Origin of the sequence: Mycobacterium sp. SMC-11, from assembly GCF_046250095.1 — a bacterium.
GTDB classification, from domain to species: domain Bacteria; phylum Actinomycetota; class Actinomycetes; order Mycobacteriales; family Mycobacteriaceae; genus Mycobacterium; species Mycobacterium heraklionense_A.
This window is the reverse complement of record NZ_CP176430.1, coordinates 1,906,163-1,931,549: the sequence shown is the minus strand read 5'-3', so window position 1 is coordinate 1,931,549 and position 25,387 is coordinate 1,906,163. Positions and strand designations below refer to the sequence as shown.

The 25,387-nt window shown below is 68.6% G+C and carries 22 protein-coding genes and 2 pseudogenes; 10 read left to right on the top strand and 14 right to left on the bottom strand.

Features of this window, described 5'->3' with window-relative positions:
- The first annotated feature begins 107 nt into the window (after window positions 1-107).
- Together idsA2 and ACKY0X_RS09015 are read left to right on the top strand one after the other, a co-directional pair.
- Window positions 108-1,157 carry a bifunctional (2E,6E)-farnesyl/geranyl diphosphate synthase gene (gene idsA2, locus ACKY0X_RS09020; RefSeq protein WP_409429562.1) on the top strand — a complete coding sequence of 350 codons (1,050 nt, stop codon included), beginning with the start codon at window positions 108-110 and terminating at the stop codon, window positions 1,155-1,157.
- Between the two features lie 15 nt (window positions 1,158-1,172).
- Window positions 1,173-2,696: an alpha-(1->6)-mannopyranosyltransferase A gene (locus ACKY0X_RS09015; RefSeq protein WP_409429154.1), complete on the top strand. Its 1,524-nt coding sequence runs from the start codon at window positions 1,173-1,175 to the stop codon at window positions 2,694-2,696.
- Window positions 2,697-2,700: 4 nt separating this feature from the next.
- Here ACKY0X_RS09015 and ACKY0X_RS09010 read toward each other — a convergent pair whose 3' ends face one another.
- Window positions 2,701-3,105 (bottom strand): Rv2175c family DNA-binding protein, encoded by a 405-nt coding sequence (locus ACKY0X_RS09010; RefSeq protein ID WP_409429153.1) that lies wholly within the window; start codon window positions 3,103-3,105, stop codon window positions 2,701-2,703.
- A 52-nt stretch (window positions 3,106-3,157) separates the two neighbouring features.
- Between ACKY0X_RS09010 and ACKY0X_RS09005 the strand changes: the two genes are divergently transcribed.
- Window positions 3,158-4,357, top strand: coding sequence for a protein kinase domain-containing protein (locus ACKY0X_RS09005; RefSeq protein ID WP_409429152.1), 1,200 nt, complete (start codon window positions 3,158-3,160; stop codon window positions 4,355-4,357).
- 30 nt (window positions 4,358-4,387) lie between these two features.
- Here the strand turns inward: ACKY0X_RS09005 and ACKY0X_RS09000 are convergent, their stop codons facing one another.
- From ACKY0X_RS09000 to ACKY0X_RS08990, 3 genes and pseudogenes are all read right to left on the bottom strand, one after another.
- Entirely contained in the window at window positions 4,388-5,782 is a 1,395-nt protein-coding gene (locus tag ACKY0X_RS09000) for a class II 3-deoxy-7-phosphoheptulonate synthase (protein WP_409429151.1), read from the bottom strand.
- Window positions 5,783-5,816: 34 nt separating this feature from the next.
- On the bottom strand, window positions 5,817-6,305 hold the full coding sequence (locus ACKY0X_RS08995; RefSeq protein ID WP_409429150.1) for a polyadenylate-specific 3'-exoribonuclease AS: 489 nt from the start codon (window positions 6,303-6,305) through the stop codon (window positions 5,817-5,819).
- A gap of 188 nt (window positions 6,306-6,493) precedes the next feature.
- A pseudogene (locus tag ACKY0X_RS08990) lies at window positions 6,494-7,327 on the bottom strand (hypothetical protein); the annotation flags it as partial.
- A gap of 93 nt (window positions 7,328-7,420) precedes the next feature.
- On the opposite strand from ACKY0X_RS08990, the gene ACKY0X_RS08985 reads away from it, so the two are divergent.
- Complete coding sequence (locus ACKY0X_RS08985) at window positions 7,421-8,716, top strand: glycosyltransferase 87 family protein (protein ID WP_409429149.1); 1,296 nt, start codon at window positions 7,421-7,423, stop codon at window positions 8,714-8,716.
- Here ACKY0X_RS08985 and ACKY0X_RS08980 read toward each other — a convergent pair.
- From ACKY0X_RS08980 to ACKY0X_RS08960, 5 genes are all read right to left on the bottom strand, one after another.
- Window positions 8,677-9,411: a 1-acyl-sn-glycerol-3-phosphate acyltransferase gene (locus ACKY0X_RS08980; protein ID WP_046283771.1), complete on the bottom strand. Its 735-nt coding sequence runs from the start codon at window positions 9,409-9,411 to the stop codon at window positions 8,677-8,679. The two genes, ACKY0X_RS08985 and ACKY0X_RS08980, sit on opposite strands and share 40 nt — an antisense overlap.
- A 125-nt stretch (window positions 9,412-9,536) precedes the next feature.
- Window positions 9,537-9,935: a hypothetical protein gene (locus tag ACKY0X_RS08975; protein ID WP_409429148.1), complete on the bottom strand. Its 399-nt coding sequence runs from the start codon at window positions 9,933-9,935 to the stop codon at window positions 9,537-9,539.
- A complete protein-coding gene (locus tag ACKY0X_RS08970; RefSeq protein WP_409429147.1) occupies window positions 9,932-11,191 on the bottom strand; it encodes an ArsA family ATPase in 1,260 nt (419 codons plus the stop codon). The genes ACKY0X_RS08975 and ACKY0X_RS08970 overlap by 4 nt, the downstream gene beginning before the upstream one ends.
- A gap of 35 nt (window positions 11,192-11,226) precedes the next feature.
- Window positions 11,227-11,664, bottom strand: a complete 438-nt coding sequence (locus ACKY0X_RS08965; protein WP_409429146.1) for an SRPBCC family protein — start codon at window positions 11,662-11,664, stop codon at window positions 11,227-11,229.
- A gap of 81 nt (window positions 11,665-11,745) precedes the next feature.
- A complete protein-coding gene (locus ACKY0X_RS08960; protein WP_065039651.1) occupies window positions 11,746-12,141 on the bottom strand; it encodes a polyketide cyclase / dehydrase and lipid transport in 396 nt (131 codons plus the stop codon).
- Window positions 12,142-12,326: 185 nt separating this feature from the next.
- Here ACKY0X_RS08960 and ACKY0X_RS08955 point away from each other — a divergent pair, with 185 nt between their 5' ends.
- Window positions 12,327-14,129: an AMP-dependent synthetase/ligase gene (locus ACKY0X_RS08955; RefSeq protein ID WP_409429145.1), complete on the top strand. Its 1,803-nt coding sequence runs from the start codon at window positions 12,327-12,329 to the stop codon at window positions 14,127-14,129.
- A gap of 75 nt (window positions 14,130-14,204) precedes the next feature.
- Here the strand turns inward: ACKY0X_RS08955 and ACKY0X_RS08950 are convergent, their stop codons facing one another.
- The 4 genes from ACKY0X_RS08950 to ACKY0X_RS08935 all read right to left on the bottom strand — a co-directional run bounded on the left by ACKY0X_RS08950 (window position 14,205) and on the right by ACKY0X_RS08935 (window position 17,876).
- Window positions 14,205-15,347, bottom strand: a complete 1,143-nt coding sequence (locus ACKY0X_RS08950; protein ID WP_409429144.1) for a glycosyltransferase family 4 protein — start codon at window positions 15,345-15,347, stop codon at window positions 14,205-14,207.
- A 112-nt stretch (window positions 15,348-15,459) separates the two neighbouring features.
- Window positions 15,460-16,224 (bottom strand): hypothetical protein, encoded by a 765-nt coding sequence (locus ACKY0X_RS08945; RefSeq protein WP_409429143.1) that lies wholly within the window; start codon window positions 16,222-16,224, stop codon window positions 15,460-15,462.
- A 64-nt stretch (window positions 16,225-16,288) separates the two neighbouring features.
- Window positions 16,289-17,425, bottom strand: coding sequence for a peptidoglycan hydrolase RipC (gene ripC / locus ACKY0X_RS08940; RefSeq protein WP_409429561.1), 1,137 nt, complete (start codon window positions 17,423-17,425; stop codon window positions 16,289-16,291).
- Between the two features lie 184 nt (window positions 17,426-17,609).
- Window positions 17,610-17,876, bottom strand: coding sequence for a hypothetical protein (locus ACKY0X_RS08935; protein WP_409429142.1), 267 nt, complete (start codon window positions 17,874-17,876; stop codon window positions 17,610-17,612).
- Between the two features lie 115 nt (window positions 17,877-17,991).
- On the opposite strand from ACKY0X_RS08935, the pseudogene ACKY0X_RS08930 reads away from it, so the two are divergent.
- A pseudogene (locus ACKY0X_RS08930) lies at window positions 17,992-19,884 on the top strand (DEDD exonuclease domain-containing protein); the annotation flags it as partial.
- Here the strand turns inward: ACKY0X_RS08930 and trpD are convergent.
- Complete coding sequence (trpD, locus tag ACKY0X_RS08925) at window positions 19,822-20,904, bottom strand: anthranilate phosphoribosyltransferase (protein WP_409429141.1); 1,083 nt, start codon at window positions 20,902-20,904, stop codon at window positions 19,822-19,824. The pseudogene ACKY0X_RS08930 and the gene trpD overlap by 63 nt on opposite strands.
- Window positions 20,905-21,075: 171 nt before the next feature.
- Between trpD and ACKY0X_RS08920 the strand changes: the two genes are divergently transcribed.
- The 4 genes from ACKY0X_RS08920 to ACKY0X_RS08905 are packed head-to-tail and all read left to right on the top strand — an operon-like array spanning window position 21,076 to window position 25,347.
- Complete coding sequence (locus tag ACKY0X_RS08920; RefSeq protein ID WP_046283762.1) at window positions 21,076-21,687, top strand: heme-copper oxidase subunit III; 612 nt, start codon at window positions 21,076-21,078, stop codon at window positions 21,685-21,687.
- The gene (locus ACKY0X_RS08915) at window positions 21,684-22,559 is read left to right on the top strand and encodes a cytochrome c (protein ID WP_233428645.1); all 876 of its coding nucleotides are present in this window, start codon (window positions 21,684-21,686) and stop codon (window positions 22,557-22,559) included. The genes ACKY0X_RS08920 and ACKY0X_RS08915 overlap by 4 nt, the downstream gene beginning before the upstream one ends.
- Window positions 22,556-23,725: a ubiquinol-cytochrome c reductase iron-sulfur subunit gene (locus ACKY0X_RS08910; protein WP_065038661.1), complete on the top strand. Its 1,170-nt coding sequence runs from the start codon at window positions 22,556-22,558 to the stop codon at window positions 23,723-23,725. The genes ACKY0X_RS08915 and ACKY0X_RS08910 overlap by 4 nt, the downstream gene beginning before the upstream one ends.
- Complete coding sequence (locus ACKY0X_RS08905; protein ID WP_065038655.1) at window positions 23,722-25,347, top strand: cytochrome bc complex cytochrome b subunit; 1,626 nt, start codon at window positions 23,722-23,724, stop codon at window positions 25,345-25,347. The genes ACKY0X_RS08910 and ACKY0X_RS08905 overlap by 4 nt, the downstream gene beginning before the upstream one ends.
- Window positions 25,348-25,387: the final 40 nt, after the last annotated feature.

The following is a 25,387-nucleotide window of genomic DNA, read 5'->3' as shown; positions in this document are numbered from 1 at the left end:
ACACTCTACGCTGGACCCACGCTGGGGGTCCCCGGCCGGGCAGCACAGAAAGGGGCGCCGAGCTGAGTTTCAAGGCATCCGCAGCGACTACACCGTCGGCCGCCGAGCTGGCCGCGGCCGTGACCGAAACGCTGCGCTCCCACCTACGCACCCGCCGCACCGAGACCGCCTACATCGGCGACGACTACGAGGCGTTGATCACCGGCCTCGAAGAGTTCGTGCTCATCGGCGGCAAACGGCTGCGCCCGGCGTTCGCCTACTGGGGCTGGCGCGCCATCACCGGCCGCGATGCCGACGACGGCGAACTGCTGCTGTTCTCCGCGCTGGAACTGCTGCACGCCTGCGCACTGGTGCACGACGACGTCATCGACGCCTCAGCCACCCGCCGCGGCAATCCCACCACCCACCGCAAGTTCGCCGAGCTGCACCGTGCCCGCGGGTGGCGGGGCTCGGCCGACCAGTTCGGGATGTCGGCCGCCATTCTGCTCGGCGACCTGTCGCTGGTGTGGGCTGACGACATCGTCGCCGGTGCCGATCTGCCGGCCGACGCCCGGCGGCGCGTACGGGGCGTGTGGTCGGACATCCGTACCGAGGTGCTGGGCGGCCAGTACCTCGACATCGTCGCCGAATCCAGCGGCGTTGACTCGATCGCCTCGGCGATGCGCGTCAACACCTACAAGACCGCGTCCTACACGGTGGTGCGCCCGCTGCAGCTAGGGGTCGCCGCCGCGGCCGACCGGCCCGACATCCAGGCGCTGTTCCACGAGCTCGGCACCGACCTGGGCGTGGCGTTCCAGCTGCGCGACGACGTGCTGGGGGTGTTCGGCGATCCAGCGGTGACCGGCAAGCCCACCGGCGACGACCTGCGTTCAGGCAAGCGCACCGTGCTGCTGGCCGAGGCTGTCGAGCTGGCCGACAAGTCGGATCCGGTGGCGGCCAACCGGTTACGCAACGCGATCGGCACCGCGCTGACCGAGGCGCAGGTCCGTGAACTGTGCGAGATGATCGAGGCGGTCGGCGCGCTGGCAGCCGTCGAGGACCGTATCGATCTGCTGACCCGCCGCGCCATGGCCGCGCTGGCGGCCGCACCCATCGACGAGGTTGCCAAAGCCGGACTCACCGACCTGGCCCGCCGGGTCGCCGACCGGTCCGCCTGATCGCCCGGAGCGCCGATGTCGAACCCCACCACCCCGCCTGTGTCCCGCGCGTCCAGTGACGCCGCGAGCGGCCTGTCCCGACTGCGGCAGTTCGCCGCCGGCGAGCAGGCGGGAGCGGCATGGCTCGGCTGCCTGGGCGCGCTGCTGATCACCCTGGGCGGCTTGGGCGCCGGCAGCACCCGCATCCAGGACCCGGTGCTGGATTCCCTGCACCTGTCGTGGCTGCGCTTCGGCCACGGCCTGGTGCTGTCGTCGGTGCTGCTGTGGGCTGGGGTCGCGGTGATGCTGGTGGCCTGGCTCGGCCTGGGCCGGCGGGTGATCGAGGGCACCGTGAGCACCTACACGTTGATCGCCACCACCGGTTTCTGGCTGGCGCCGCTGCTGCTGTCGGTCCCGGTGTTCAGCCGCGACACCTACTCCTACCTGGCCCAGGGCGCCCTGCTACGGGATGGATTCGATCCGTACGTGGTCGGGCCGGTGGACAACCCCAATCCCCTGCTCGAAGATGTCAGCCCGATCTGGGCGGCGACGACGGCACCGTATGGCCCGGCGTTCATCCTGGTCGCCAAGCTCGTCACGATGCTGGTGGGCAACAACGTGGTGGCCGGCACCATGGTGTTGCGCCTGTGCATGCTGCCCGGGCTGGCGCTGCTGATCTGGGCCGCACCCCGGGTGGCCGCCCGTGTCGGTGGCAGCGCGCCCGCGGCGCTGTATCTGGCCGTGCTCAACCCGCTGGTGATCATCCACCTGATGGGTGGGGTGCACAACGAGATGCTGATGGTCGGCCTGGTGATCGCCGGGATCGCGCTGACCCTGGAGCGCCGTCACCTGGCGGGGATAACGCTGGTGGCGCTGGCGGCGGCGGTAAAGGCCACCGCCGCAATCGCATTGCCGTTCCTGGTGTGGATCTGGATGCGCCGCCTGCGGGAACGGGCCGGTTATCCGACGGTGGTCGCATTCGCCGCCGCGGCGGCGGTGTCCACGGCGATCATCGTCGCGGTGTTCGCCGTGCTCTCGGCCCTGGCCGGAGTGGGCCTGGGCTGGTTGACCGCACTGCTGGCCGGCAACGTCAAGATCATCAACTGGCTCACTGTGCCGACCGCGGCCGCCAACCTGATCCACGCCGTCGGCGGATTGTTCGCCCCGGTCAACTTCTATGCCGTGCTGCACATCACCCGGATCAGCGGGGTCGCGGTGATCGGGCTGCTGCTGCCGGTGCTGTGGTGGCGGGCGCGGCGCGACGATCGATCTGCGGTCGCCGGGATCGCCTGGGCGATGCTGGTGGTGGTGCTGTTCGTGCCGGCCGCCCTGCCCTGGTACTACACCTGGCCACTGGCGGTGGCGGCCACCGTGGTCCGTTCACCGACCGCGATCGCCGCGATCGCCGCGGCGTCGACCTGGATCATGGTGATCTTCAAACCCGACGGCTCGCATGGCATGTACACCTGGCTGCATGTGATCGGCGCGACGGGATGCGCCGTGTACGCCTGGTACCGGCTGTCGCGGGCACAACAAGCGCCTGCCCTCGACGCCGCTTGAAACCTCAGTACGCCATGGCTTGCGCCCGGCGCATCACCTCACGGGCCTGATGTGCGTGCAGCGCATCGATCGGGCGAGCATTGTCGATCGACTCCCGCGTGCCGTCGTGGGTCAGCGACAGCGACGAATCCGGGGTGAACAGCCACCGCACGATGTCGGTCTGCTGGTAGCCACCGTCGTGCAGCACGGCCAGGAGCCCGGGCAGGCTCTTGACAACGTCCCCCTCGGCGGTGAAAAACACCTGCGGGACCATGAGTACGCCGTCCCGCCGCACCGCAACCAGATGGTTGTCACGCAGGAACTGGTGCACTTTGGTGACTGGTACCCCGAGCATTTCGGCGACTGTCGGCAGGTCAAAGGTCGGTTCGTCGGGCTCAAGTACATCTTCGGAGGCCGGAATGCTGCTCACGACACAAGTTTAAAGCCGCCGGACCGGCCATCGGCACACATACCATGACCAGGTGACTGGAGCGTGGGGCGGCGACGCACTGGAGGGCGCGCTGCTCGACGGCCGGTACCGGGTTGGCACCCGGATCGCTACCGGCGGCACCTCCACGGTGTACCGCGGTCTGGACGAGCGCCTGGACCGCCCGGTCGCGATCAAGGTGATGGATCTGCGCTACGCCGGCGACCAGCAGTTCCTGACCCGATTCCAGCTCGAGGCCCGCGCGGTCGCCCGGCTCAAGGACCCGGGGCTGGTGGCGGTGTACGACCAGGGTTTCGGCACCCCGCACGACCCCGGGCAGCCGTTTCTGGTGATGGAACTCGTCGAGGGTGGGACGCTGCGCGAACTGCTCAACGAACGCGGCCCGATGCCGCCACATGCGGTCGCCGCGGTGCTGCGGCCGGTGCTGGGAGCCCTGGGGATCGCGCATCGGGCCGGGCTGGTGCACCGCGACGTCAAACCGGAGAACATCCTGATCTCCGACGACAGCGACGTGAAGGTGGTCGACTTCGGGTTGGTTCGCGCCATCGCGGCGGCTGGAATCACCTCCACCAACGTGATTCTGGGCACCGCCGCCTATCTGTCCCCCGAACAGGTCCGCGACGGCAACGCCGGCCCCGCCAGCGACGTGTACGGGGTCGGGGTGCTCACCTACGAGCTGTTGACCGGAGACACGCCGTTCTCCGGTGATTCGTCGTTGACGGTGGCCTACCAGCGGCTGGATCACGATGTCCCGCCACCGAGTTCGGCTATCGACGGCGTCCCCGCCGAATTCGACGACCTGGTGGCTCGGGCCACCGCTCGCGAACCGGCGGAGCGCTATGCCGACGGGCTCGAGATGGCGCACGCGGTTGATGTGATCACCGAGCGGCTGGCGCTGCCGGCGTTCCGGGTGCCGGCCCCCCGAAACTCCGCCCAGCACAACGCCGCCCCGGACCACCGCGCACCGCAACACCCGGTGCCGCCGCACCACCAGACACCGCAACATCAGACACTGCACATGACCCGCGGCCCGGCGGACTGGGTGCAGGACACCGATACCCACTATGAGTTGGTGACCGGGCAATTCGGCGGCGTCGAACTGAGCCGCTTCGTGTTGGAGCGCCAGCACGCGCGCCGGATGGTGGTCATCTGGCTCGCCGTGGTGTTCGCAACCACCACGTTGGTCGCCGCGTTGGCGTGGACGCTGGGCAACAACGTCGGCGCGTTGCTGTAACCGTGCCCACGCCCTAGCCGCGGGAACCAGCTAGCCGCGCAGCATCTCCGCAACCAGGAAGGACAGCTCCAGCGACTGCTGGGTGTTGAGCCGCGGGTCGCACGCCGTCTCGTAGCGGCCACCCAGGTCCGCATCCGAAATGTCCTGGGCGCCACCGAGACACTCGGTGACGTCTTCCCCGGTGAACTCCAGGTGGATGCCGCCGGGGTGGGTGCCCAGCGCGTGATGCACCTCGAAGAAGCCCTGGACCTCGTCGACGATCCGATCGAAGTGCCGGGTCTTGTGACCGGTGGAGGCCTCGTGGGTGTTGCCGTGCATCGGGTCGCACTGCCAGATCACCTGGTGGCCGGTGGCCTGCACCTTCTCGATGATGCCCGGCAGCAGGTCACGAACCTTGCTGTTACCCATCCGGCTGATCAGCGTCAGACGCCCCGGAACATTGTGCGGGTCAAGACGTTCCACGTACTCGACCGCCTGGTCGGGCGTGGTGGTGGGACCGAGCTTGACCCCGATCGGGTTGGCGATCACCTCGGCGAGCGCGATGTGCGCGTGATCGAGCTGGCGGGTCCGCTCCCCGATCCACACGTAGTGCGCCGACAGGTCGTAGAGCTTGGGCTGGCCGTCGGCTGTATCGCCCGGGCCCATCCGCAGCATGGCCCGCTCGTAGTCGAGCACCAGCGCCTCGTGGCTGGCGTAGATCTCGGCGGTCTGGAGCTCCCGGTCGGCGACCCCGCATGCGCTCATGAACTTCAGGCCGCGGTCGATCTCACCGGCCAGCGCCTCGTAGCGGGCACCCGCCGGTGAGGTACGGACGAATTCCCGGTTCCAGTCGTGCACCAGCTCCAGCGATGCCAGGCCCGACGACGTCAGCGCTCGGACCAGGTTCATCGCCGCACTGGCGTTGGCGTAGGCCCGCACCAAACGCGACGGGTCGTGTTCGCGCGATTCGGCATCCGGGGCCAGGCCGTTGACCATGTCGCCGCGGTAGGACTTCAGCCCCAGCGAGTCGATGTCGGCCGAGCGCGGCTTGGCGTACTGACCGGCGATGCGGGCCATCTTGACCACGGGCATGCTGGCCCCGTAGGTCAGCACCACGGCCATCTGCAGCAGAGTGCGGATGTTGCCCTTGATGTGCGGCTCGGTGTTGTCGGTGAAGGTCTCGGCGCAGTCGCCGCCCTGCAGCAGGAAAGCCTCGCCGCGGGCGACCTGGGCCAGCTGCACCTTCAGACGCTCGATCTCGGACGCCACCGTGATCGGCGGGACGCTCTCCAACACTGTGCGCATGGCCTTGGCCTGGTCAGCGGGCCAGCTCGGCTGCTGGACGGCCGGCCGGGCCAGCGCGGCGTCGAGGCGCTCGCGCAGGTCCGCGGGCAGCGGCGGCAGCGCCGGCAGCTGGTCGATGGGTACGTCAACGGTCCAGTTCACCCGACCATGGTAGCCGGGCGCCGACGTGCGCTGATCAGGCCAGTTCGGTCTGGGTGATCACCTGGAAACGGCGCAGCTGGTCGCGGGCGTCCACCAGCGCATCGTGACTGCCCGCCGACCGCGGCGGCAGGCGCGGCCGGTCCCGGTCTTCCCACAACTGCCGAAGCTCGTGGGTGAAGCGCGGGATCGGCGCCGGCAGATCGGGCATGGTGCCCCACAACTGGCAGAGCACCACGTGGTCGTAGGCGCCCACCCAGGCCCACAACTCGATCGGCTCACCGCGCTCGACGCCGAAGAACTCCTCCAGATCCGCGCGGATCCGGCTGCGCGAGCGCCACGTCTGCGAAGCCGGCGACGGCAGCTTCGGCAGGACATGGGTGCGCACCCACGACCCGGCCCGGTCCGGGTCGAACTCGGTGGAGACCGCATAGTATTCGCGCCCGTCCTCGGCGACCACGCCGATCGAGATCAGCTCGATGGTGCGGCCGTCCTCGATGAATTCGGTGTCGTAGAAGTACCTCATTGCCACGGCCTGCCCGGCCGGTGTATCCGAGGAATCGCGACCGGCCGGGTCGGCGCCGAGGCCTCCGAAACCGCCCGGTTGGGCCCGGAGCGGCCGGGCGCACCCGCGGCGGGCGCCGGCCCGGCCGGAGGCCTGACGGGCGGTCTGCCGATGGGGACCTGCAGTCGGGGAGCCATGAACTGCACCGTCGGCGCCGACGCTGCCCGCACCTCACGATCGAGCTCGGCGTCGACGGCGCGCTCATCGGGCACCTGCGGCCGGCCCGCCACCGCATCCTGCAACCAGAGCTTGGCCGCAATCACCGGCCGGCGCAGCCGGCGCTCCCGCTCCAGCGCCCGATGCATGCGCGCCCGATCAGGCAGGTAGCGCCACCGCGCCCACGGTGCGTGCGGCCGGGACAGCCGCACCGCACCCACCACCAGCAGCGGAAAGAAGAACATCCCGATCAATCCGGTCCACACCTTGCCTTTCAACAACACCATCACGCCCAACGGCAACGCCATCACCAGGCTGGCGATCACCCCCGCATGGATCAACGGTGAGGAGGTGTCGTGCCAGGTCGACAGCACAAATGTCAGAGGATGAAATCCCAGCACCAAAAGTCCGGTGACCGCGGCGGCGGCGAAGACGGCGTCCACCGAGGCACGGCCGTCCTCCTCCCAGTACACGTCGGACAGGTGCAGGATCAGCGCGTACTCGTCGAGCACCAGCGCCGCCCCGATCCCGAACGCTATCGCAGCCAGGCTGAACGCCGGCTCGTGCGCGTTCGGCCCGGCGGCCACCAGCGTTACTCCGGCGACCATCACCAACACGACCCCGAAGACCACGTGGTGAATGTGCTTGGAGCCGAAGTGCAGATTGCGGGGCTGCCACCACCGCGGCGGACCGGGGTTTGCGGCCTGGCTGCGGATGTAGCGAACCACGGAGCGGGTCACCAGAAACGTCACCAGGAAGGCCAGCAGACAGCCCAGCAACGGCAGTCTGCCACGGCCGACGATGTCGTCGCGGAACCATTCCAGCACCTAATGCAACGTACGCCCTCGCGGCACACCACGCCGGGATCGCCACAGGTATGGCTCGGTTTAACGTCGCTACCCGATAGGCTGTGCTGCGACATGACTACATCGCGGCCGCCCGACCCGGGCCGTCGGCACGGGGGCATCAGCGGTAGGGCCGTTTGGTGGATCTTCACGTTGCTGGCGATTGCAGCCTTGGGCTACACGACATGGCGGGCGTTGGGCAGCACGCCGTATCACATCGACGTCGACGTCTACCGGATGGCGGCCCAGGCCTGGCGTGAGGGCCGGCCGCTCTACGGCGAGGACTGGTTCCAAACCCAGATCGACGGGACGGTTCTGCCATTCACCTATCCCCCGATCGCCGCGGTGATGTTCGCTCCCCTCACGTGGGTGTCGCTGGGCACCGCGACCGCCGCGCTGACCGTCCTCTCGACGCTGCTGCTGGTGGTGTCGATCACGATCGTGCTCACCGGTCTGGGGGTCCGATTCGATCGGCGACCCGACTGCGGGCCGGCCTGGTGGCACCGCGGCGTAGTGGCGGTGGCGATCGTGGCGGCGTCCATCTGGCTCGATGCCGAACCGATCTGGGCCAACTTCGACTTCGGCCAGGTCAATGCGGTGCTGATGACGCTGGTGATCGCCGACTGTGTGCCGCGGCGCACCTACTGGCCGCGCGGCGCGCTGCTGGGCGTCGCGGTGGCACTCAAGCTGACCCCGGCGGTCTTCCTGCTCTACTTCCTGTTACGTCGCGACCGGCGCGCCGCGATCACCACCGTGGCGTCGTTCCTGGCGGCAACCCTGGTGGGCTTCGTGATGGCCTGGAGCGACTCCTGGCAGTACTGGACGCACACCGTCAGCGATACCGACCGCATCGGCGGGGCGAGCCTGAACACCAACCAGAACCTGGCCGGCGCCCTCGCCCGGCTGCCGCTGGACGACCAGGTGCGCTCGGTGCTGTGGCTGGCGGGGTGCCTGTTGGTGCTCGCGGCGATGTGGTGGGCGGCCCGCCGGGTGCTCGCTGCCGGTGAGCCGATCTTGGCGCTGGTCTGCGTGGCACTGTTCGGGTTGGTGGTGTCGCCGGTGTCGTGGTCACACCACTGGGTGTGGATGCTGCCCGCCGTGGTGGTCACGACGGTGGTGGCCTACCGGCATCGTGCGGCCGTGCTCGGCGTGCTCAGCGTGGCCGGGGTGGCGCTGATGATGCGCAGCCCGATCGAGTTGCTGCCTGAACATCACGAGGCCGGCGCGGCATGGTGGCGCCAGCTGGCCGGGACGTCCTACGTGTGGTGGGCGCTGGCGGTGATCATCGCGGCTGGCGCCACGCTGCGGCCCGCCTCCCGGACGAGTCCGGATCAGCCCGCCGCGGTCTCCGGAAACCGGGCGACCGGCTGACCCGTGGCCCCGTCCTGTTGCGGGACACCGTTTTTGACGCTGGCCGCGTAGATGTCGACGTATTCCTGCCCGGACAGCCGCATCAATTCGTAGATCACCTCGTCGGTGACGGCACGTTCGATGAAACGGTTGTCGGCCATCCCGTCGAAGCGGGAGAAATCCATCGGCTCGCCGAAGCGGACGGTGACCCGGCCGAAGCGCAGCATCTTGGTGCCGGGCGGGTTGACGACGTTGGTGCCGACCATGACGACCGGGATCACCGGGACGCCGGTGTGCAGCGCGAGCCGCGCCAGTCCGGTCTTGCCCTTGTACAACCGGCCATCGGGTGAGCGGGTGCCCTCGGGGTAGATACCGAGCAGCTTGCCCTGCCCCAGGATCCGCTGAGCGGTGGTCAGCGCGGCCTGTGCGGCGTCAGAGTCGTTGCGGTCGATGGGAACCTGACCGACTGCGGTGTAGAACGAGCGGGTGAGCCAGCCCTTGATGCCGGTGCCGGTGAAGTACTCCGACTTGGCCAGGAAGGTGATCCGGCGGCGCACGACCAGCGGCAGGTAGAAGCTGTCCATGACGGCGAGGTGATTGCTGGCCAGGATGGCCGCACCGTCGTCAGGGATGTTCTCCAGTCCCTCGACTTTCGGCCGCCCGATCAGGGCCAGCAGAGGCCCGAAGAATACGTACTTGACCAGCCAGTACCACATGGCCCCTCCCTCCTGCCCCGACTAGGCGGCCGTGTTCGCGCCAACTTTACCGACCGCGCGTGGCTAGGGCCACACGGTGATTCGTCACATCGCGAATTCCGTGCAATTCCTCAGCTTTCGGCTTTTCAGGTTTCCGTTTCAATGGTGACCGGAATCGGCTCATAGCTGGGCCGGGCCGGCGACTGGTCGCCGCCACCGCCTCCGCCGGGCGAGCCGGGATCGGTCGGAGGCGGCGCCCCACCGCTCGGCTCGGCCTCTCCGACCACTGCGCGGATCACCTCATATAGCGCGACGCTGTGCTCGGCGACGATGGTGAGCAGCGGATGTTCTTCCCCGGTCACCAGCGCCGCCAGCGCGCAGACCGGGCACCACACCTGTTGGCATTTGCCCGGGCCGTCGCCCGACGAGGCCGCCAACAGCGCCGCGGCGCGCACCGCCGGGTCAAGTCGATCCAGGATCGCCTGGGCGAGCTTGCGCAGCTCGGGACCGAGCTCACCCAGATCGGGGTGCGCGCCAGCGTTCAACGTCGCACCTCCTCATCGCCAGTCACCGGCCACACGCCCGGATCCGGCCGGAAACGCACCGTCAGTTCGCTGCCACGCAGCGTTGCGTCCACGACCGTGCACCGCCGCAGTACCGACGCCAACCGAACGCGGCGTCGGGTGCCACCTGCACCGATGATCAGATCATCTCCGGATCGCCCCAGGCTCAGCGCACCGGAATCAACCTGGGGTAACTCTAACCGCAGCCGATACACCGCCCCCAGACCGGAACCGGACTCCCGGTCGACCACCGGCCGCACCGGACCGGGTGGCGCCGATCCGTCGCGGCGGCGACTGTTCGCCAGCAGATCGCCTAGGGCTTTGGGGCCGATAGGCTCTCCCGCCAGGTGCGGGACCAGCACCATCGCCACATCACCGATGGCGCGGTCGACCTCGTCGAGGACACTGCTCTGTTCCCTGATCCGTTCGGCATACCAGTCGAACGCCGGGTGCGCCGGCAGGTTGGTGTATACGTACGAATCATCCTGCAACAAAATCTGATTGACGATCAGCTCCGCCACCCGGACGCCGGTCAGCGACAGCGAGCCCAGGGTCCGGACGGCTTCGGCGGCCACGACGCGCTCGGCGGTCAGCACCAGGTGCGCGGCGACCGTCGTCTCATCGGTCAGCCGCTCGGCAAGCCGCTCGGCGGCGCCGCTGATCCGCTCGATCAGCTCGACCAGTGCGGTCGATCGGGGCTCCTCGGTTCCGCTGAGCCGACGGTGCCGCGGCCAGGACCGCTCGGCGTAGAGCGCCACCGTCGCAGGCAGTGTCAGCATCCGCATCGCATCGGCGGTGGACGCACAGTCGACGACGACACGGTCCCATTGCCCGCTGTCTGCGAGTTCGCCGACCTCGTGCAGGCCCAGCACCTCCTGAACGCCTGGAAGCGCCGAAAGTTCTTCGGGTGCAACGCTTCCCAGGTCGGACTCGGGGAACCGCGCGGCTAGGACGTCGACCACGCCCACCCAGTGCCGCTCCAGCAGGGCCAGGGTGTCCAACGCCAGCACGTCCAGGCAGCCGCCGCCCACTCCGGCACCGTCGACGTCCACCGTGATGGGGGCCCGGCCGTCACTGGGAGGCACCGGCAGTCCGAGCACGTCCCCAACCGAATGGGCCTGGTCGGTGGAGATCAGCAGCACCCGGTCGCCAGCGCACGCCAGCGAGACCGCGGTCGCCGCCGCACACGTGGACTTGCCTACGCCACCCTTGCCGACGAACAGACTGATCGCAGGCACTGGAAGTGTTGTCGGCGTTCCTGCCTCAGGCGGCCTCACTCAGCCTCTGCTCGCTTCTTCAGGTCCTTCAACGCGGTGTCGGTCAGCCGCCGCTCCGCCTTGCGCTTGAGCAGGCCGATCATCGGAATCATCAGATCCACCGACAACTCGTAGCGGACCTCGGTTCCAGATCCCTTGGGCGTCAAGCGATATTCGCCGTTGAGAGCCTTCAGCAGTGAACTGGATGCCAGCGACCAGCGCACCGAGCGACGATCTGCCGACCAGTCATAGTCCAGCACCATGGTGTCCTTGAGCACAGCCGCGTCGAGCACCAACCGCGCCACCTTCGGATAGCCGTCGGCATCGGTTTCGAGCACTTCGGCCTCGGTGTACTCCGAGACCCAGTCGGGATAAGCGCCGATGTCGGCGATCACCTTCATCACCGTGTCCGGATCCGCCGCGATGTAGATCGTCTGAGCTGTCTTATCCGCCACGTACTTACTTCCCTAACTCGCTCGCGCCCGCCACACGGCCCTCGGCAGAGACGCTACCTCGCCGTCCCAAGCCAGGCCGGGTCAACTGACGGCGATCGGAGAGACCCCCACCGGCCGGGAACGCTCAAGGCGGTCCTTGATCTCGAAGGCCATCCGCTTACCGGCCACCCGGCGACGGTGATTGAGCTTCGGCAAGTTCAGCCGGGCCAGCTGCCGGCCGGTCACACCGGCGGGTTCGGCGTGCAGGAAGTAGTGCAGCAGCACACCATCGAGCATCGGCTCCAGCCAGATCTCCATGGTGCCGGTCAGCGGCCCGCTCACCGTCCACCGCATGCCCTTGTCGGCACGATCCTCGACGACCTGCAGCTGCAGGTCCGGCCACCATCGCTGCCAACTCGAACGATCGGCGACAGCCGCCCCGACCTGCTCGCCGGAAGCGGCGACGAACGTCTCGTCGGCGACCTGGATACTGTTCATGGCCCGCAAGCGTATCGAACACGCTTGCGCAACCTTTCCCCGCTATCTCTGCGCCGGGACGCGGCACCGCCGGTGATCATCTTTCCCGGTGGGCGTGCCGCAACGTGAACACCGTCACGGTCCTCATCAGGCGCCGACTAGGCTGGAGCGGATCGACACCCCGGTTGGCAAGAGAGGTCATCGCAATGCGTGAGTTCAGTGTTCCCGCGCCGTTCACCGTCGAGGAGCACGACAACGTCGCCGCGGTCGTATTCGAGCACGAGCGCAACAGCCCCGACTTCGTCATCTACCAGCGGTTGGTCGACGGCGCCTGGACCGACGTCACCTGTGCAGAAGCCGCCGCGCAGATCCGTTCGGCCGCACTGGGCCTGATCAGCCAGGGTGTGGCGGCCGGCGACCGGGTGGTCATCTTCTCGGCCACCCGCTACGAGTGGGCCATCCTGGACTACGCGATCCTGTCCATCGGCGCGGTGACCGTTCCGATCTACGAGACGTCGTCGGCCGAGCAGGTCCGCTGGGTCATGCAGGACTCCAGCGCGGTGGTGGCGTTCGCCGAAACCGACGCCCACGCCCAGATTGTCAACGAACTCGCCGGCGACCTGCCGTCGCTGCGGCGGGTGTTTACCATCGACGGCTCGGACACCCCGGCACTCGACGAGCTTGCCGCGGCCGCCGCCGGCCAGGACCCGGCGCAGGTCACTGCGCGCCTCGACGCGCTGCGGGCCACCGACCCGGCGACGCTGATCTATACCTCGGGCACCACCGGCCGCCCCAAGGGCTGCGAGCTCACCCACTCCAACCTCATCCACGAGGTGCGCGGCACCCAGGCCGCGCTGCCGACCCTGATGACGTCCGGCCAGCGTCTGCTGGTCTTCCTGCCGCTGGCCCACGTATTGGCTCGCGCCCTGAGCATCGCCGGCTTCGCCAACAAGGTCACGGTCGGATTCACCAGCGACATCAAGAACCTGGTGCCGATGTTCTCGGTGTTCAAGCCGACCGTGGTGGTCTCGGTGCCGCGGGTGTTCGAGAAGGTGTACAACACCGCCGCCCAAAACGCCGCCAACGACGGCAAGGGCCGCATCTTCGAGATGGCGGCGCAGACCGCGGTGGACTGGAGCGAGGCCACCGACCGCGGCGGACCCGGCCTGTTGCTGCGCGCCAAGCACGCCCTGTTCGACAAGCTGGTGTACCACAAGCTACGTACCGCGCTGGGCGGCAACTGCCGCGCCTCGGTCTCCGGTGGAGCGCCGCTGGGCGAGCGGCTGGGCCACTTCTACCGCGGCGTCGGGCTGTCCATCTACGAGGGCTACGGCCTGACCGAGACCACCGCCGCCATCACCGTCAACCCGGTCGCCGGCATGAAGGTCGGGACCGTCGGAAAGCTGGTGCCCGGCAACAGCATGCGCATCGCCGAGGACGGCGAGCTGCTGGTGCGCGGCGGCGTGGTCTTCAGCGGTTACTGGCAGAACGAGCAGGCCACCGCCGACGCGTTCACCGACGGCTGGTTCCGCACCGGCGACCTGGCCGCCATTGACGACGAGGGCTACCTGAAGATCACCGGCCGCAAGAAGGAGATCATCGTCACCGCGGGCGGCAAGAACGTCGCCCCCGCGGTGCTCGAGGACCAGCTGCGGTCGCACCCGCTGATCAGCCAGGCGATGGTCGTCGGCGACGCCAAGCCGTTCATCGGCGCACTGATCACCATCGACCCCGAGGCCATCGAGGGCTGGAAGCAGCGCAACGGCAAGGCCAGCAACGCAACCCCGGCGGATCTGGCCACCGACCCGGATCTGATCGCCGAGGTGGACGCGGCCGTCAAGCAGGCCAATCTGGCTGTCTCGCACGCCGAGTCGATCCGCAAGTTCCAGATCCTGCCGGTCGACTTCACCGAGGCCACCGGCGAGCTGACCCCCACGATGAAGGTCAAGCGCAACGTGGTCGCCGAGAAGTTCGCCGACGCGATCGAAGCGATCTACGCGAAGGGCTGAGCTCTCCGCGCCGAGTGTGCGGAATCATCGGGCCGAACGGCGGTTGCGCCCCTCAAAACGCACACTCGCGGGAGGTCAGGCCTGCAGCAGGTCGGCCATTCGTCCGGCCAGCGTGTCCCAGCGCCAGTGCCCCGTCGCCCATTCGCGTCCGGCGGCAGCCATCGCGGCGGCCCGATCGGGGTCGGCGAGCAGTCCGGCGATGGCATCACCGATCTGTTCCACAGAGCGGCCGTCGACCACCAGCCCGGTCCGATTGTGCAGCACGGTTTCGGGGGCACCACCTGAGTTACCGGCGACCACCGGTACCCCGGCCGCCGACGCCTCCAGGAACACGATGCCCAGGCCTTCCACGTCGAGCCCGGCGCCGCGGGTGCGGCACGGCATCGCGAACACGTCACCGAGCGCGTAGTAGGCCGGCAACTCGGCGGCCGGCACACCGCCGGTGAAGGTCACCGCATCGGCAACGCGACGCTCATCGGCCAGCTTGTGCAGCGTCTCGGCGTAGGGGCCGCCGCCGACGATCACCAGTGCGGCCCCGGCCACGTGTTTCTGGATCGCCGGCAGCGCCCTGATCAACATGTCTTGGCCCTTGCGGGGCACCAGTCGCGATACGCAGACGACGGTGGGACGTTCCCCCAGCCCGTGCCGGGCCCGCAATTCGGCGCGGACCGCGGGATCGGGACGGAACCGGTCGGTGTCCACGCCCGGCGGCAGGTGCTCCAACGCGGCGTTTGGGCCGAACGCCGAGGCGAACCGGCCGCGGGTGTAGTGGCTGACGAAGGTGACGGTGTCGCAGGAGTCGCCGATGCGGCGCAGCACCGAACGGGCCCCCGGCAGCATCGACCAGCCCACCTCGTGACCGTGCGTGCTGGCCACCACCCGAGTGGCGCCGGCGGAGCGCGCCCGGTTGGCCAGCAGCGCCAGCGGCGCGGCCGCACCGAACCAGACGGTCTGGGCGCCCACGTCGGCGATGAGCCGACGCATCCGGGAGTCGACCGCCGGGCCGGGCAACATCAGCGTGCCGGGATGGCGCACCACTTGATAGCCGGCGGATTTCGCGGCGTCGTCGAAGGCCTCGGCGCCCTTCCACTGCGGCGCGTACACCGTCACCTCATGGCGCCCGCTAGCGGTGATGCGGCGCACCAACTCCTCCAGGTAGGACTGGATGCCGCCGGGGCGCGGCGGAAAATCGTTGGTTACCAGCAGGACCCGGCTCACTGCAGGGATGCTAGCGGGCTGACGAGGCAGGCCGCCCGCGGCCCACTGAGGAAGCGCGCAATCAGGCACAGCGGGCTGACGAGGCGGGCCGCCCGCGGCCCGGGGTGGGCCGTCACCCCCGCCACTGCTGCCATCCGGCGAGCAGCTCGGGCAGATCCACCCCGAGCACCAACGGCACCGCCACCGCCGGCGGCACATGTCCAGGGCCGCAGGCGGTCAGATAGAGCTCACGCAACTTGGCGGTTCCGAAGCGCTCGGCCACGAATCGAGCGAACTCCCACGCCCGGTCGTAGGCCTGTGTTCGGCGCGGTCCGGGAGCATCCAGGTCGGCATCCGAGGGCAACGCCAGCACCGGTCCGGCCGGCCCGACCGTCTGATCCCCGGTGGGTCGTGCGACGAAATCGGCCACCCCCTCGGTGAGCCAGCGCGGCGCATCAAACGCAGTGTCGGTGCGGGCCGCGTAGTGAAACAGCTCATGGGTCAACACGATTCGCAGTGCCGGTGTGCTCATCGCGGCGGCCCCGGGCGCGAAGACGATCCGCTGACCGACTGCTGTCCGACGCTCCGGATCCACCCGGTCGGCGACCGCGACGGCGGCGACATCCGACCACTGCGCAACATCAGCGCTGTCACTAACGCTGCCGCCGGCCAGCTCGACGAACTGCCGATCCGACCCGGTGGCCGTCACTTGGATGTGGTGCGACCAGTCGCTCCCCCAGAACGCTTCGACGGCGTCGACGGCGCTGCCGATGTTTGCGGCCACCCGCGACAGCAATTCTTCGCCGGGCTGCCCGCCGAGGTTCTCCAGAACGACGCTGCGGTCATCGCCGACGATCAGCGCCACCGCCGCCGACCGGCGAGCGGCCGTGGCCAGCAACGCGACACCGCTGATGAGCTCGACAATCAGCAGCGCCGCGAGCAGGCGGCGGACTTTCCGGCGCTCAGTAACGGCGCGCGTTGTGGATCGGGCCGGAAGAGTTCATCGGGACCACCCGGACCGGCTGACCGTAGGTGGACGAGTGGATCATCATGCCGTCGCCGACGTAGATCCCCGAGTGCGACGCGTCCGAGTAGAAGGTCAGCACGTCACCGGGCTGCAGGTCGGACAGCGACACCGCCTGCCCGCCGTTGGCCTGCGCCTGGCTGGAGTGCGGCAGGTTGATGCCGGCCTGGTGGAACGCCCACATCACCAGTCCCGAGCAGTCGAATCCGCCCGGTGCGGCCCCGCCCCAGACATACGGCGTGCCGACCTGGGTCAACGCCGCCTGCACGGCGGTCGCGGCGGCTCCGCCACCGGAGGCTCCCATAGCCACATCCATCGGGGGCGGCGCGTCGGACCCGGGCATCGGGAATCCGGGGAATCCGGGTGCCGGCGGCACGCCCTCGGGGCCGGGCTCGCCCGGAACGGCTTCGGGCCCGGCGCCGGGGCCGGCCATCGCCGTGCGCTGCTCGGGCGTCAGTGCGTAGTACTGCGACTTCACCACCGAGATCTGCAGCTGCAGACGGCTTTGGCGGGCTTGCAGCTCGGCACGGACCGCGGCGGCCTGCTCGGCCGCCGTCCGGGCGTCGTCAGCCGATTTGGCGGAGGCCTGCTCAGCCTGATCGGCCTGCTCGCTGGCGGCACGGAAACGGTCCAGCTGCACCGACAGGTCGCCGGCAACCACCCGCTGCACACCGAGCTTGTCGATCAGTTGTTGCGGGGACTCGGCGGTCAGGATGGCGTCCGCGCCGCCGACCCGGCCACCCATGTAGGTGGTAGCGGCAAAGCGGTTGACGGCCGCTCGGTAGGTGGTCAGCTGCTCGCGGGCTGAATCCAGGGCGGCTTGGTCGGCGGCGTGCGCATTGTCCGCGGCCTGCTGCGCGGCGAGCTTCTCATCGAGATTGAGCTGCGCGGTGTGCATGGCCTCGGTGGTCTGCTCGGCCTGCCGGGACAGTTCGCTGAGCTTCGCCAGGGCATCGTCGGCGGGGTCTGCGTGGACGTTTCCGACCAACACGCTGCTCAGAGTCGTGACACCAACTACCAAACCGGCTGCGGCGCCGAAGGCAGGGCGCCTCAAAGCACGCAGACGCCACTGCATACGTTCGAGCTCCAAGATTGCATCCTTAACACTGCCCAGGGAGGCACAGGGGGTGTACCGCCGCCGAAACGTAAGGTCTCGAATAGGTTACGGAATGGCAACGTCGTTGTCCATCACGAATTGCCGACTGTAACAGTCAGGATTGTGAAAGTTCTAAGGCCACTTATCCGGGGTTCGTCCCTGGTCAGGCCACACCGGAGCGGCGCGACGGTCCGCGCTCGCCGCGGATCGGGACTAACCGCAATCGCGGCGCCATCCCGGCCTCGGCAAGCACATCGAGCGCCGCTCGCTCGTCTTCGAGCAGCTCGTTGGGTACACCCAGCAACACGCTGACCACACAGTCCCGGCATGCCGGTCCGCGCACCGCGCAGTCATCGCAGTCGATCACCATCGGATCCGAATCCGCCCGGCGCGCGCCGCGGTCATCCGAGTGTCCCGAGATCTGTCCCATGACGATTCCTCTCGATCAGTTGCCGGCACGCTAACTCCGGGCACCGACAACCTGTTGCTGGTGCGTCCTGTTGTCGGTACGTCGTGTTGTCGGTGCGGGCGCATACGGTTCGGCCATGACCACCGGCTCTGGCACCGAGCAGCTGAGCTTCCCGCCTTTCGAAGCCCAGCTCGAAGCCGACTTCGACGCCGCCCCGGCCGACCTGCGCGACACCACCTTCGTGGTGGTGGACCTGGAGACCACCGGCGGGCGGGCTTCGCCAAGAGGGGACGACGAAGCGGACGCCATCACCGAGATCGGCGCGGTCAAAGTGCGTGGTGGCGTGGTCGAGGGTGAGTTCGCCACGCTGATCAACCCGCAGCGCGGCATTCCGCCGCAGATCGTCAGGCTGACCGGTATCACCACCGCCATGGTCTATGAGGCGCCCACGATCGAGGCCGTGCTGCCGTCCTTCCTCGAGTTCGCCGGCTTCGACCGCGGGTCGGTGCTGGTCGCCCACAACGCCGGGTTCGACGTCGGGTTCTTGACCGCCGCCGCGCAGCGCTGCGATCTGGCCTGGCCGCGGCCGCCGGTGCTGTGCACGGTGCGGCTTGCACGCCGCGTGCTCAGCCGCGACGAGGCACCCAGCGTCCGGCTTGCCGAGTTGTCCCGACTGTTCGCGGTAAGCACCACCCCCACCCACCGGGCACTCGACGACGCCCGCGCCACCGTCGACGTCCTGCACGCGCTGATCGAGCGGCTGGGCAACCAGCAGGTCAACACCTTCGTCGACCTGCGTGCCTACCTGTCGCACACCACACCGGCCCAGCGCCGCAAGCGCAGCCTGGCCGTCGGGCTGCCGGAGCTGCCCGGCGTCTACCTGTTCCGCGGCCCCTCCGACGAAGTGCTCTACATCGGCACCTCCACCAACCTGCGCCGACGAGTCGCGCAGTACTTCAACGGCTCCGAACGCCGCAGCCGCATCGCCGAGATGGTGGCGCTGGCCACCCGGATCGATCACGTCGAATGCGCGCATCCGCTGGAGGCCGGGGTGCGTGAACTACGACTGCTGGCCGCGGCCGCTCCGCCCTACAACCGACGATCGAAGTTTCCTCGGCGGTGGTGGTGGATCACCCTGACAGGCGAGGCTTTCCCCCGCCTGACCGTGGTGCGCTCCCCGCGCCACGATCGGGCCATCGGCCCGTTCCGTTCGCGGGCCGACGCCGCCGAGGCCGCCGCCCTGTTTTCCCGGTTCACCGGAGTCCGAACCTGCACAACGCGATTGGGCCGGACCAGTCGGCACCGCTGCCTACCGGCCGAAGTCAGCCCCTGCCCGGCGACGCCGAACACAACCGCAGACGAGTACGCCGAAGCGGTCGGGCGTGCGGCCGCGTTGCTCGACGGTGCCGACAACACCGCCCTGGGCGCCGCGGTGCTGCAGGTGAACGCGCTGGCTGATCGCGGGCATTACGAAAGTGCGGCACGGCTGCGCGATCGCACCGCGGCAGCCATCGATGCCCTGTGGCGCAGTCAGCGCGCCCGCGCCCTGGTGGCGCTGCCCGAGCTGGTGGCCGCAGCGCCAGATGGCGCCGGCGGATGGCAGCTCGCGGTAATCCGCCACGGCCGGTTGGCTGCCGCGGGGTGCGCTGCACGCGGTGTCCCGCCGATGCCCGTCGTCGATGCGATCACGCTGGGGGCCGAGACGGTGCTGCCCGAGCCAGCGCCATTGGCCGGCGCTCTGGTCGAGGAGACCATGCTCATCGCCCGCTGGCTGGCAGCTCCCGGGGTGCGCATCGTGCGCGTCGGTGGGGCCGGCGGTTCAGCGAGGCTCGACGAAGGAGAGCCGAAGCTGGGACCGCCGCATGAGCCCGGCGGGGCCGAAGAACCCGACGGGTGGACTTCCCCGCTGGCTTCGGCCGGGCCGTGGACGTCGTGGGCGGCGCTGGCCCGCTCGGCGCGGTTGGCCTCAGAGCTGAGCGCCGAAGCGGACCCAGCGCGCCAACAACTGTTCGGCCGCGCCGCTGTCGATCGCCTCGACCGCGCGCGTCAGCCCGTCTTCCCAGGCCGGCAGCCACTCAGCGCTGCTGGATAGCCCCGCGTGGGCCACCAGCGCGCCGGCCGCGTTGAGCACCACGGCGTCGCGCACGGCGCCCTTGGTTCCGGCGAGAACCGAACGGGCCTCCTCGGCGTTGGCCTGCGCGTCGCCGCCGAGCAGCTCGCCCACCTCCGCGCGGGCGAACCCGAAACCGGCCGGGTCGAACGTCAGCCGGTCGATGGTGCCGGCCTGCACTCGCCAGATCGTGCTGGTCGTGGTGGTCGTCAGTTCGTCGAGGCCATCATCCCCGTGTACCACCAGCACGCTGGACCGCCGCGCTGCGAATACACCGGCCATCACTTCGGCCAGCTCGCCGAACGCGCACCCGATCAGCCCGGCCCGCGGCCGCGCCGGGTTGGTCAGCGGCCCCAGCAGGTTGAACACCGTCGGGACGCCGATCTCGCGCCGCGCCACCGAGGCATTGCGATACGACGGCTGGAATTGCGGGGCGAAGCAGAACCCGATACCGACCTCGGCGACACTGCGCGCCACCTCGTCGGGCCCCAGGTCGATTCGCACCCCCAGCGCCTCCAGGGTGTCGGCGCCCCCGGACAGCGAGCTCGCCGACCGGTTGCCGTGCTTGACCACCGGCACGCCGGCGGCGGCCACCACGATCGCCGCCATGGTGGACAGGTTCACCGTGTTGGCGCCGTCCCCGCCCGTGCCCACCACGTCGACGGTGTCGGTACCGATCTTGTCGGTGGGCACCTTGCGTCCGAAGGACAGCATCACGTCGGCCAGCTCACCGACCTCGGCGGCGGTCGGGCCCTTCATCTGCATCGCCACCCCGAACGCCGCAATCTGCGCGGAGGTGGCGGAGCCGGCCATGATCTGTTCCATCGCCCAGGCCGCCTGCCCCCGAGGCAGGTCTCGACCGGACGTCAGGCCACCCAGGACCTGTCGCCACTGCACTATCTGCGCTTTCGGCTGCGCCGCACTACCTGGCTCGACCACGCGCCGATCGTCGCACGCGGCCTCCGTGACGCCAAAGCCAACCGGAAACAGGGCCCGAAACAAGTGGAAGACAGAGCGCTAACGGGCCGGTAACAGCACCTACCACACCAGTTCAAACGAATTGCCAGCCCCGGGTGGAGTTCTACAACTACATAGCGTCATACTTGCGGGGTGACGAGCGCTGTGGGGTCCTCGGGTACTGCCATTACTTCTCGTGTGCATTCGCTGAACCGTCCCAACATGGTCAGCGTCGGCACCATCGTGTGGCTGTCCAGTGAATTGATGTTCTTTGCCGGTTTGTTCGCGATGTACTTCACGGCACGCGCGCAGTCCGGAGGTGCCTGGCCACCACCGCCAACGGAGTTGAATCTCGCGCTGGCGGTCCCGGTGACGCTGGTGCTGATCGCGTCATCGTTCACCTGCCAGATGGGCGTGTTCGCCGCCGAGCGCGGCGACGTGTTCGGGCTGCGCCGGTGGTACCTGCTGACCTTCCTGATGGGGCTGTTCTTCGTCTGTGGTCAGGCCTACGAGTACTCCCACCTGATCGCGCACGGCACCACCATCCCGTCGAGCGCCTACGGCACCGTGTTCTACCTGACTACCGGGTTCCACGGCCTGCACGTCATCGGTGGGTTGGTCGCCTTCATCTTCCTGATGCTGCGCACCACGATGAGCAAGTTCACCCCGGCTCAGGCCACCGCCTCGATCGTCGTGTCCTACTACTGGCACTTCGTCGACATCGTGTGGATCGCACTGTTCGCCACGATCTACTTCATCCGATGAGCAACCGCCCGATGAACAGGAGTGTCCGGTTGAAGACACTGAAGAAGTGGGCCCGACCTGGCAACAACGACACCGTCGCCCGCCGGCGCCTGCGCCGTCGGGCCTCGGGCGGACTGCTGCTGCTGGTCGCCCTGGCCCTGGCCGGTGGAATGGCCGCGCTGCTGACCCCGACCCCGCAGGTTGCGGTGGCCGACGAGTCGGCCTCGGCCCTGCTGCGGACCGGTAAGCAGCTCTTCGACACCTCGTGTGTGAGCTGCCACGGCGCCAACCTGCAGGGTGAGGTGGGCCGCGGTCCGAGCCTGATCGGCGTCGGTGAAGCCGCCGTCTACTTCCAGGTCTCCAGCGGCCGGATGCCCGCGGTCCGCGGTGAGGCGCAGGCCCCCCGCACGTACCCGTTCTTCGACGACAAGCAGATCGACGCCCTGGGCGCCTACGTCCAGGCCAACGGCGGCGGACCCACCGTGGTGCGCAACGCCGATGGCAGCATCGCGCAGGCTTCGCTGCGCGGCGACGACCTGGGCCGCGGTGGCGACCTCTTCCGGCTCAACTGCGCGTCCTGCCACAACTTCACCGGCCGGGGCGGCGCCCTGTCCTCGGGTAAGTACGCGCCCGACCTGGAGCCGGCCAGCGAGCAGCAGATCCTGACCGCGATGCTGTCGGGCCCGCAGAACATGCCGCGCTTCTCCGACCGGCAGATCTCCATGGAGGAGAAGAAGGACATCATCGCCTACGTGAAATCCGTTACCGAGGAACGCGATCCGGGCGGCTACGGGCTCGGCGGGTTCGGCCCGGCGCCCGAGGGAATGGTGATTTGGATTATCGGCATGGTCGCAGCCATCGCCGCGGCAATGTGGATCGGGGCACGCTCATGAGCAGCAACGACAAGACCGAACTCCCCGACGACGCTGCACTGGCGACGATGAGCAACGATGAGCTGCTGGCTCTCGGCGGCAGCATCGACGGTGTCAACACCGTTTTCAAGGAGCCGCGCTGGCCGGTCGAGGGCACGCGGGCCGAGAAGCGCGCCGAGCGCCGGGTCGCGGCCTGGTTCCTGGCGGGTGGCGGCTTCGGGCTGGCCCTGTTGCTGGTCTTCCTGTTCTGGCCGTGGGAGTACGCACCGCTGGAGTCCCCGGACGGCTTGGCCTACTCGCTGGCAACTCCGCTGTACGGCTTGACCTTCGGGCTCTCGGTGCTGTGCATCGCGATCGGCGCGGTGCTGTTCGTCAAGAAGTTCATCCCCGAAGAGATCACCATCCAGGACCGTCACGACGGCAGCTCCCCCGAGATCGACCGTAAGACCGTGGCGGCCCAGCTGACCGACGCGTTCGAGGGCTCGACCATCGGGCGGCGCAAGCTGCTGGGTGCGTCGCTGGGCGTCGGATTCGGCGCCTTCGGCCTGGGCACCTTGGTGGCCGGCGCCGGTGGCCTGATCAAGAACCCGTGGAAGCCGGTCGTCGACACCGCCGAAGGCAAGAAGGCCGCGCTGTGGACGTCCGGATGGACCCCGCGCTACCCCGGCGAGACCATCTACCTGGCCCGCGCGACCGGTCAGAGCACCAACTCGCCGTTCGTCAAGATGCGGCCCGAGGACCTCGACGCCGGCGGTATGGAGACCGTGTTCCCGTGGCGTGAGTCCGACGGCGACGGCACCACCGAAGAATCGAACGAGAAGCTCACCGCGATCATGATGGGCGTCCGGAACCCGGTGATGCTGATCCGCATCCGGCCCGACGACATGCCCAAGGTGGTCAAGCGCCAAGGCCAGGAGAGCTTCAACTACGGCGACTTCTTCGCCTACACCAAGATCTGCTCGCACCTGGGTTGCCCGTCTTCCCTGTTCGAGCAGCAGACCTATCGGATCCTGTGCCCGTGCCACCAGTCGCAGTTCGACGCGCTGCACTTCGCCAAGCCGGTCTTCGGCCCGGCGGCTCGCGCACTGGCACAGCTGCCGATCACCATTGACGCCAATGGTCATCTGGTCGCCAACGGCGACTTCATCGAACCTGTCGGACCGGCCTTCTGGGAGCGCACCTCATGAGCCCTGCAATCGGCGACCTGCTCGCACGCCAAGCAGACGACATCGATACCCGTTACCACCCGGCGGCCGCGCTACGCCGCCAGTTCAACAAGGTCTTCCCGACGCACTGGTCGTTCCTGCTCGGTGAGATCGCGTTGTACAGCTTCATCATCTTGCTGCTGTCCGGCGTCTACCTGACGCTGTTCTTCGACCCGTCGATGGCCGAGGTCATCTACCACGGCGTCTACCAGCCGCTCAACGGCGTGCAGATGTCGCGGGCCTACGAGTCGGCGCTCGACATCTCCTTCGAGGTGCGCGGCGGCCTGTTCGTCCGCCAGCTGCACCACTGGGCCGCGCTGATGTTCGCGGCGTCGATCATGGTGCACCTGGCGCGCATCTTCTTCACCGGCGCGTTCCGTCGGCCGCGTGAGGCGAACTGGGTGATCGGGTCGCTGCTGCTGATCCTGGCCATGTTCGAGGGCTACTTCGGTTACTCGCTGCCCGACGACCTGCTGTCCGGTATCGGTCTGCGCGCCGCGCTGTCCTCGATCACGCTGGGCATGCCGGTGATCGGCACCTGGCTGCACTGGGCGCTGTTCGGCGGCGACTTCCCGGGCACCATCTTGATCCCCCGGCTCTACGCACTGCACATCCTGTTGATCCCGGGCATCATCCTGGCCCTGATCGGCGTGCACATGGCGCTGGTGTGGTTCCAGAAGCACACCCAGTTCCCCGGACCGGGCCGCACCGAGACCAACGTCGTCGGCGTGCGGGTGCTGCCGGTCTTCGCGATCAAGTCGGGCGCGTTCTTCGCGATGATCACCGGCATCCTGGGCCTGATGGGCGGGTTGCTGCAGATCAACGCGATCTGGAACCTGGGGCCCTACCGCCCGTCGCAGGTGTCGGCGGGTAGCCAGCCGGACTTCTACATGATGTGGACCGAGGGTCTGGCCCGTCTCTGGCCGGCCTGGGAGTTCTACTTCTGGGGCCACACCGTTCCCGGCCCGGTCGGTGTCGCGCTGATCATGGGTCTGGTCTTCATCCTGCTGATGGTCTACCCGTTCCTGGAGAAGAAGTTCACCGGCGACTACGCGCACCACAACCTGCTGCAGCGTCCCCGGGATGCTCCGGTCCGTACCGCGATCGGCGCCATGGCGATCAGCTTCTACATGGTGCTGACCCTGGCCGCGATGAACGACATCATCGCGTGGAAGTTCCACATCTCGCTGAACGCGACGACCTGGATCGGCCGTATCGGGATGGTGGTGCTGCCGCCGTTTATCTTCTTCATCACCTACCGGTGGTGCATCGGCCTGCAGCGCAGTGACCGTGACGTGCTCGAGCACGGCATCGAGACCGGCATCATCAAGCGGCTGCCGCACGGTGCCTACATCGAGCTGCACCAGCCGCTGGGCCCGGTCGACGACCACGGCCACCCGATTCCGCTGGAATATGCCGGTGCACCGCTGCCCAAGAAGATGAACAAGCTCGGTTCGGGCGGTGCTCCCGGTAGCGGCAGCTTCCTGACGGCCGACCCGGTCGACGAGGACGCCGCGCTCACCGAGGCGGCACACGCCAGCGAGCGGCGTGCGCTGACCGCACTGGCCGAGCACCAAGGCGGTAACACCAACGGTCACCATTAGGCCCACTGGGTCCGAACAATCGGGCAGCCTGCGCAATCTC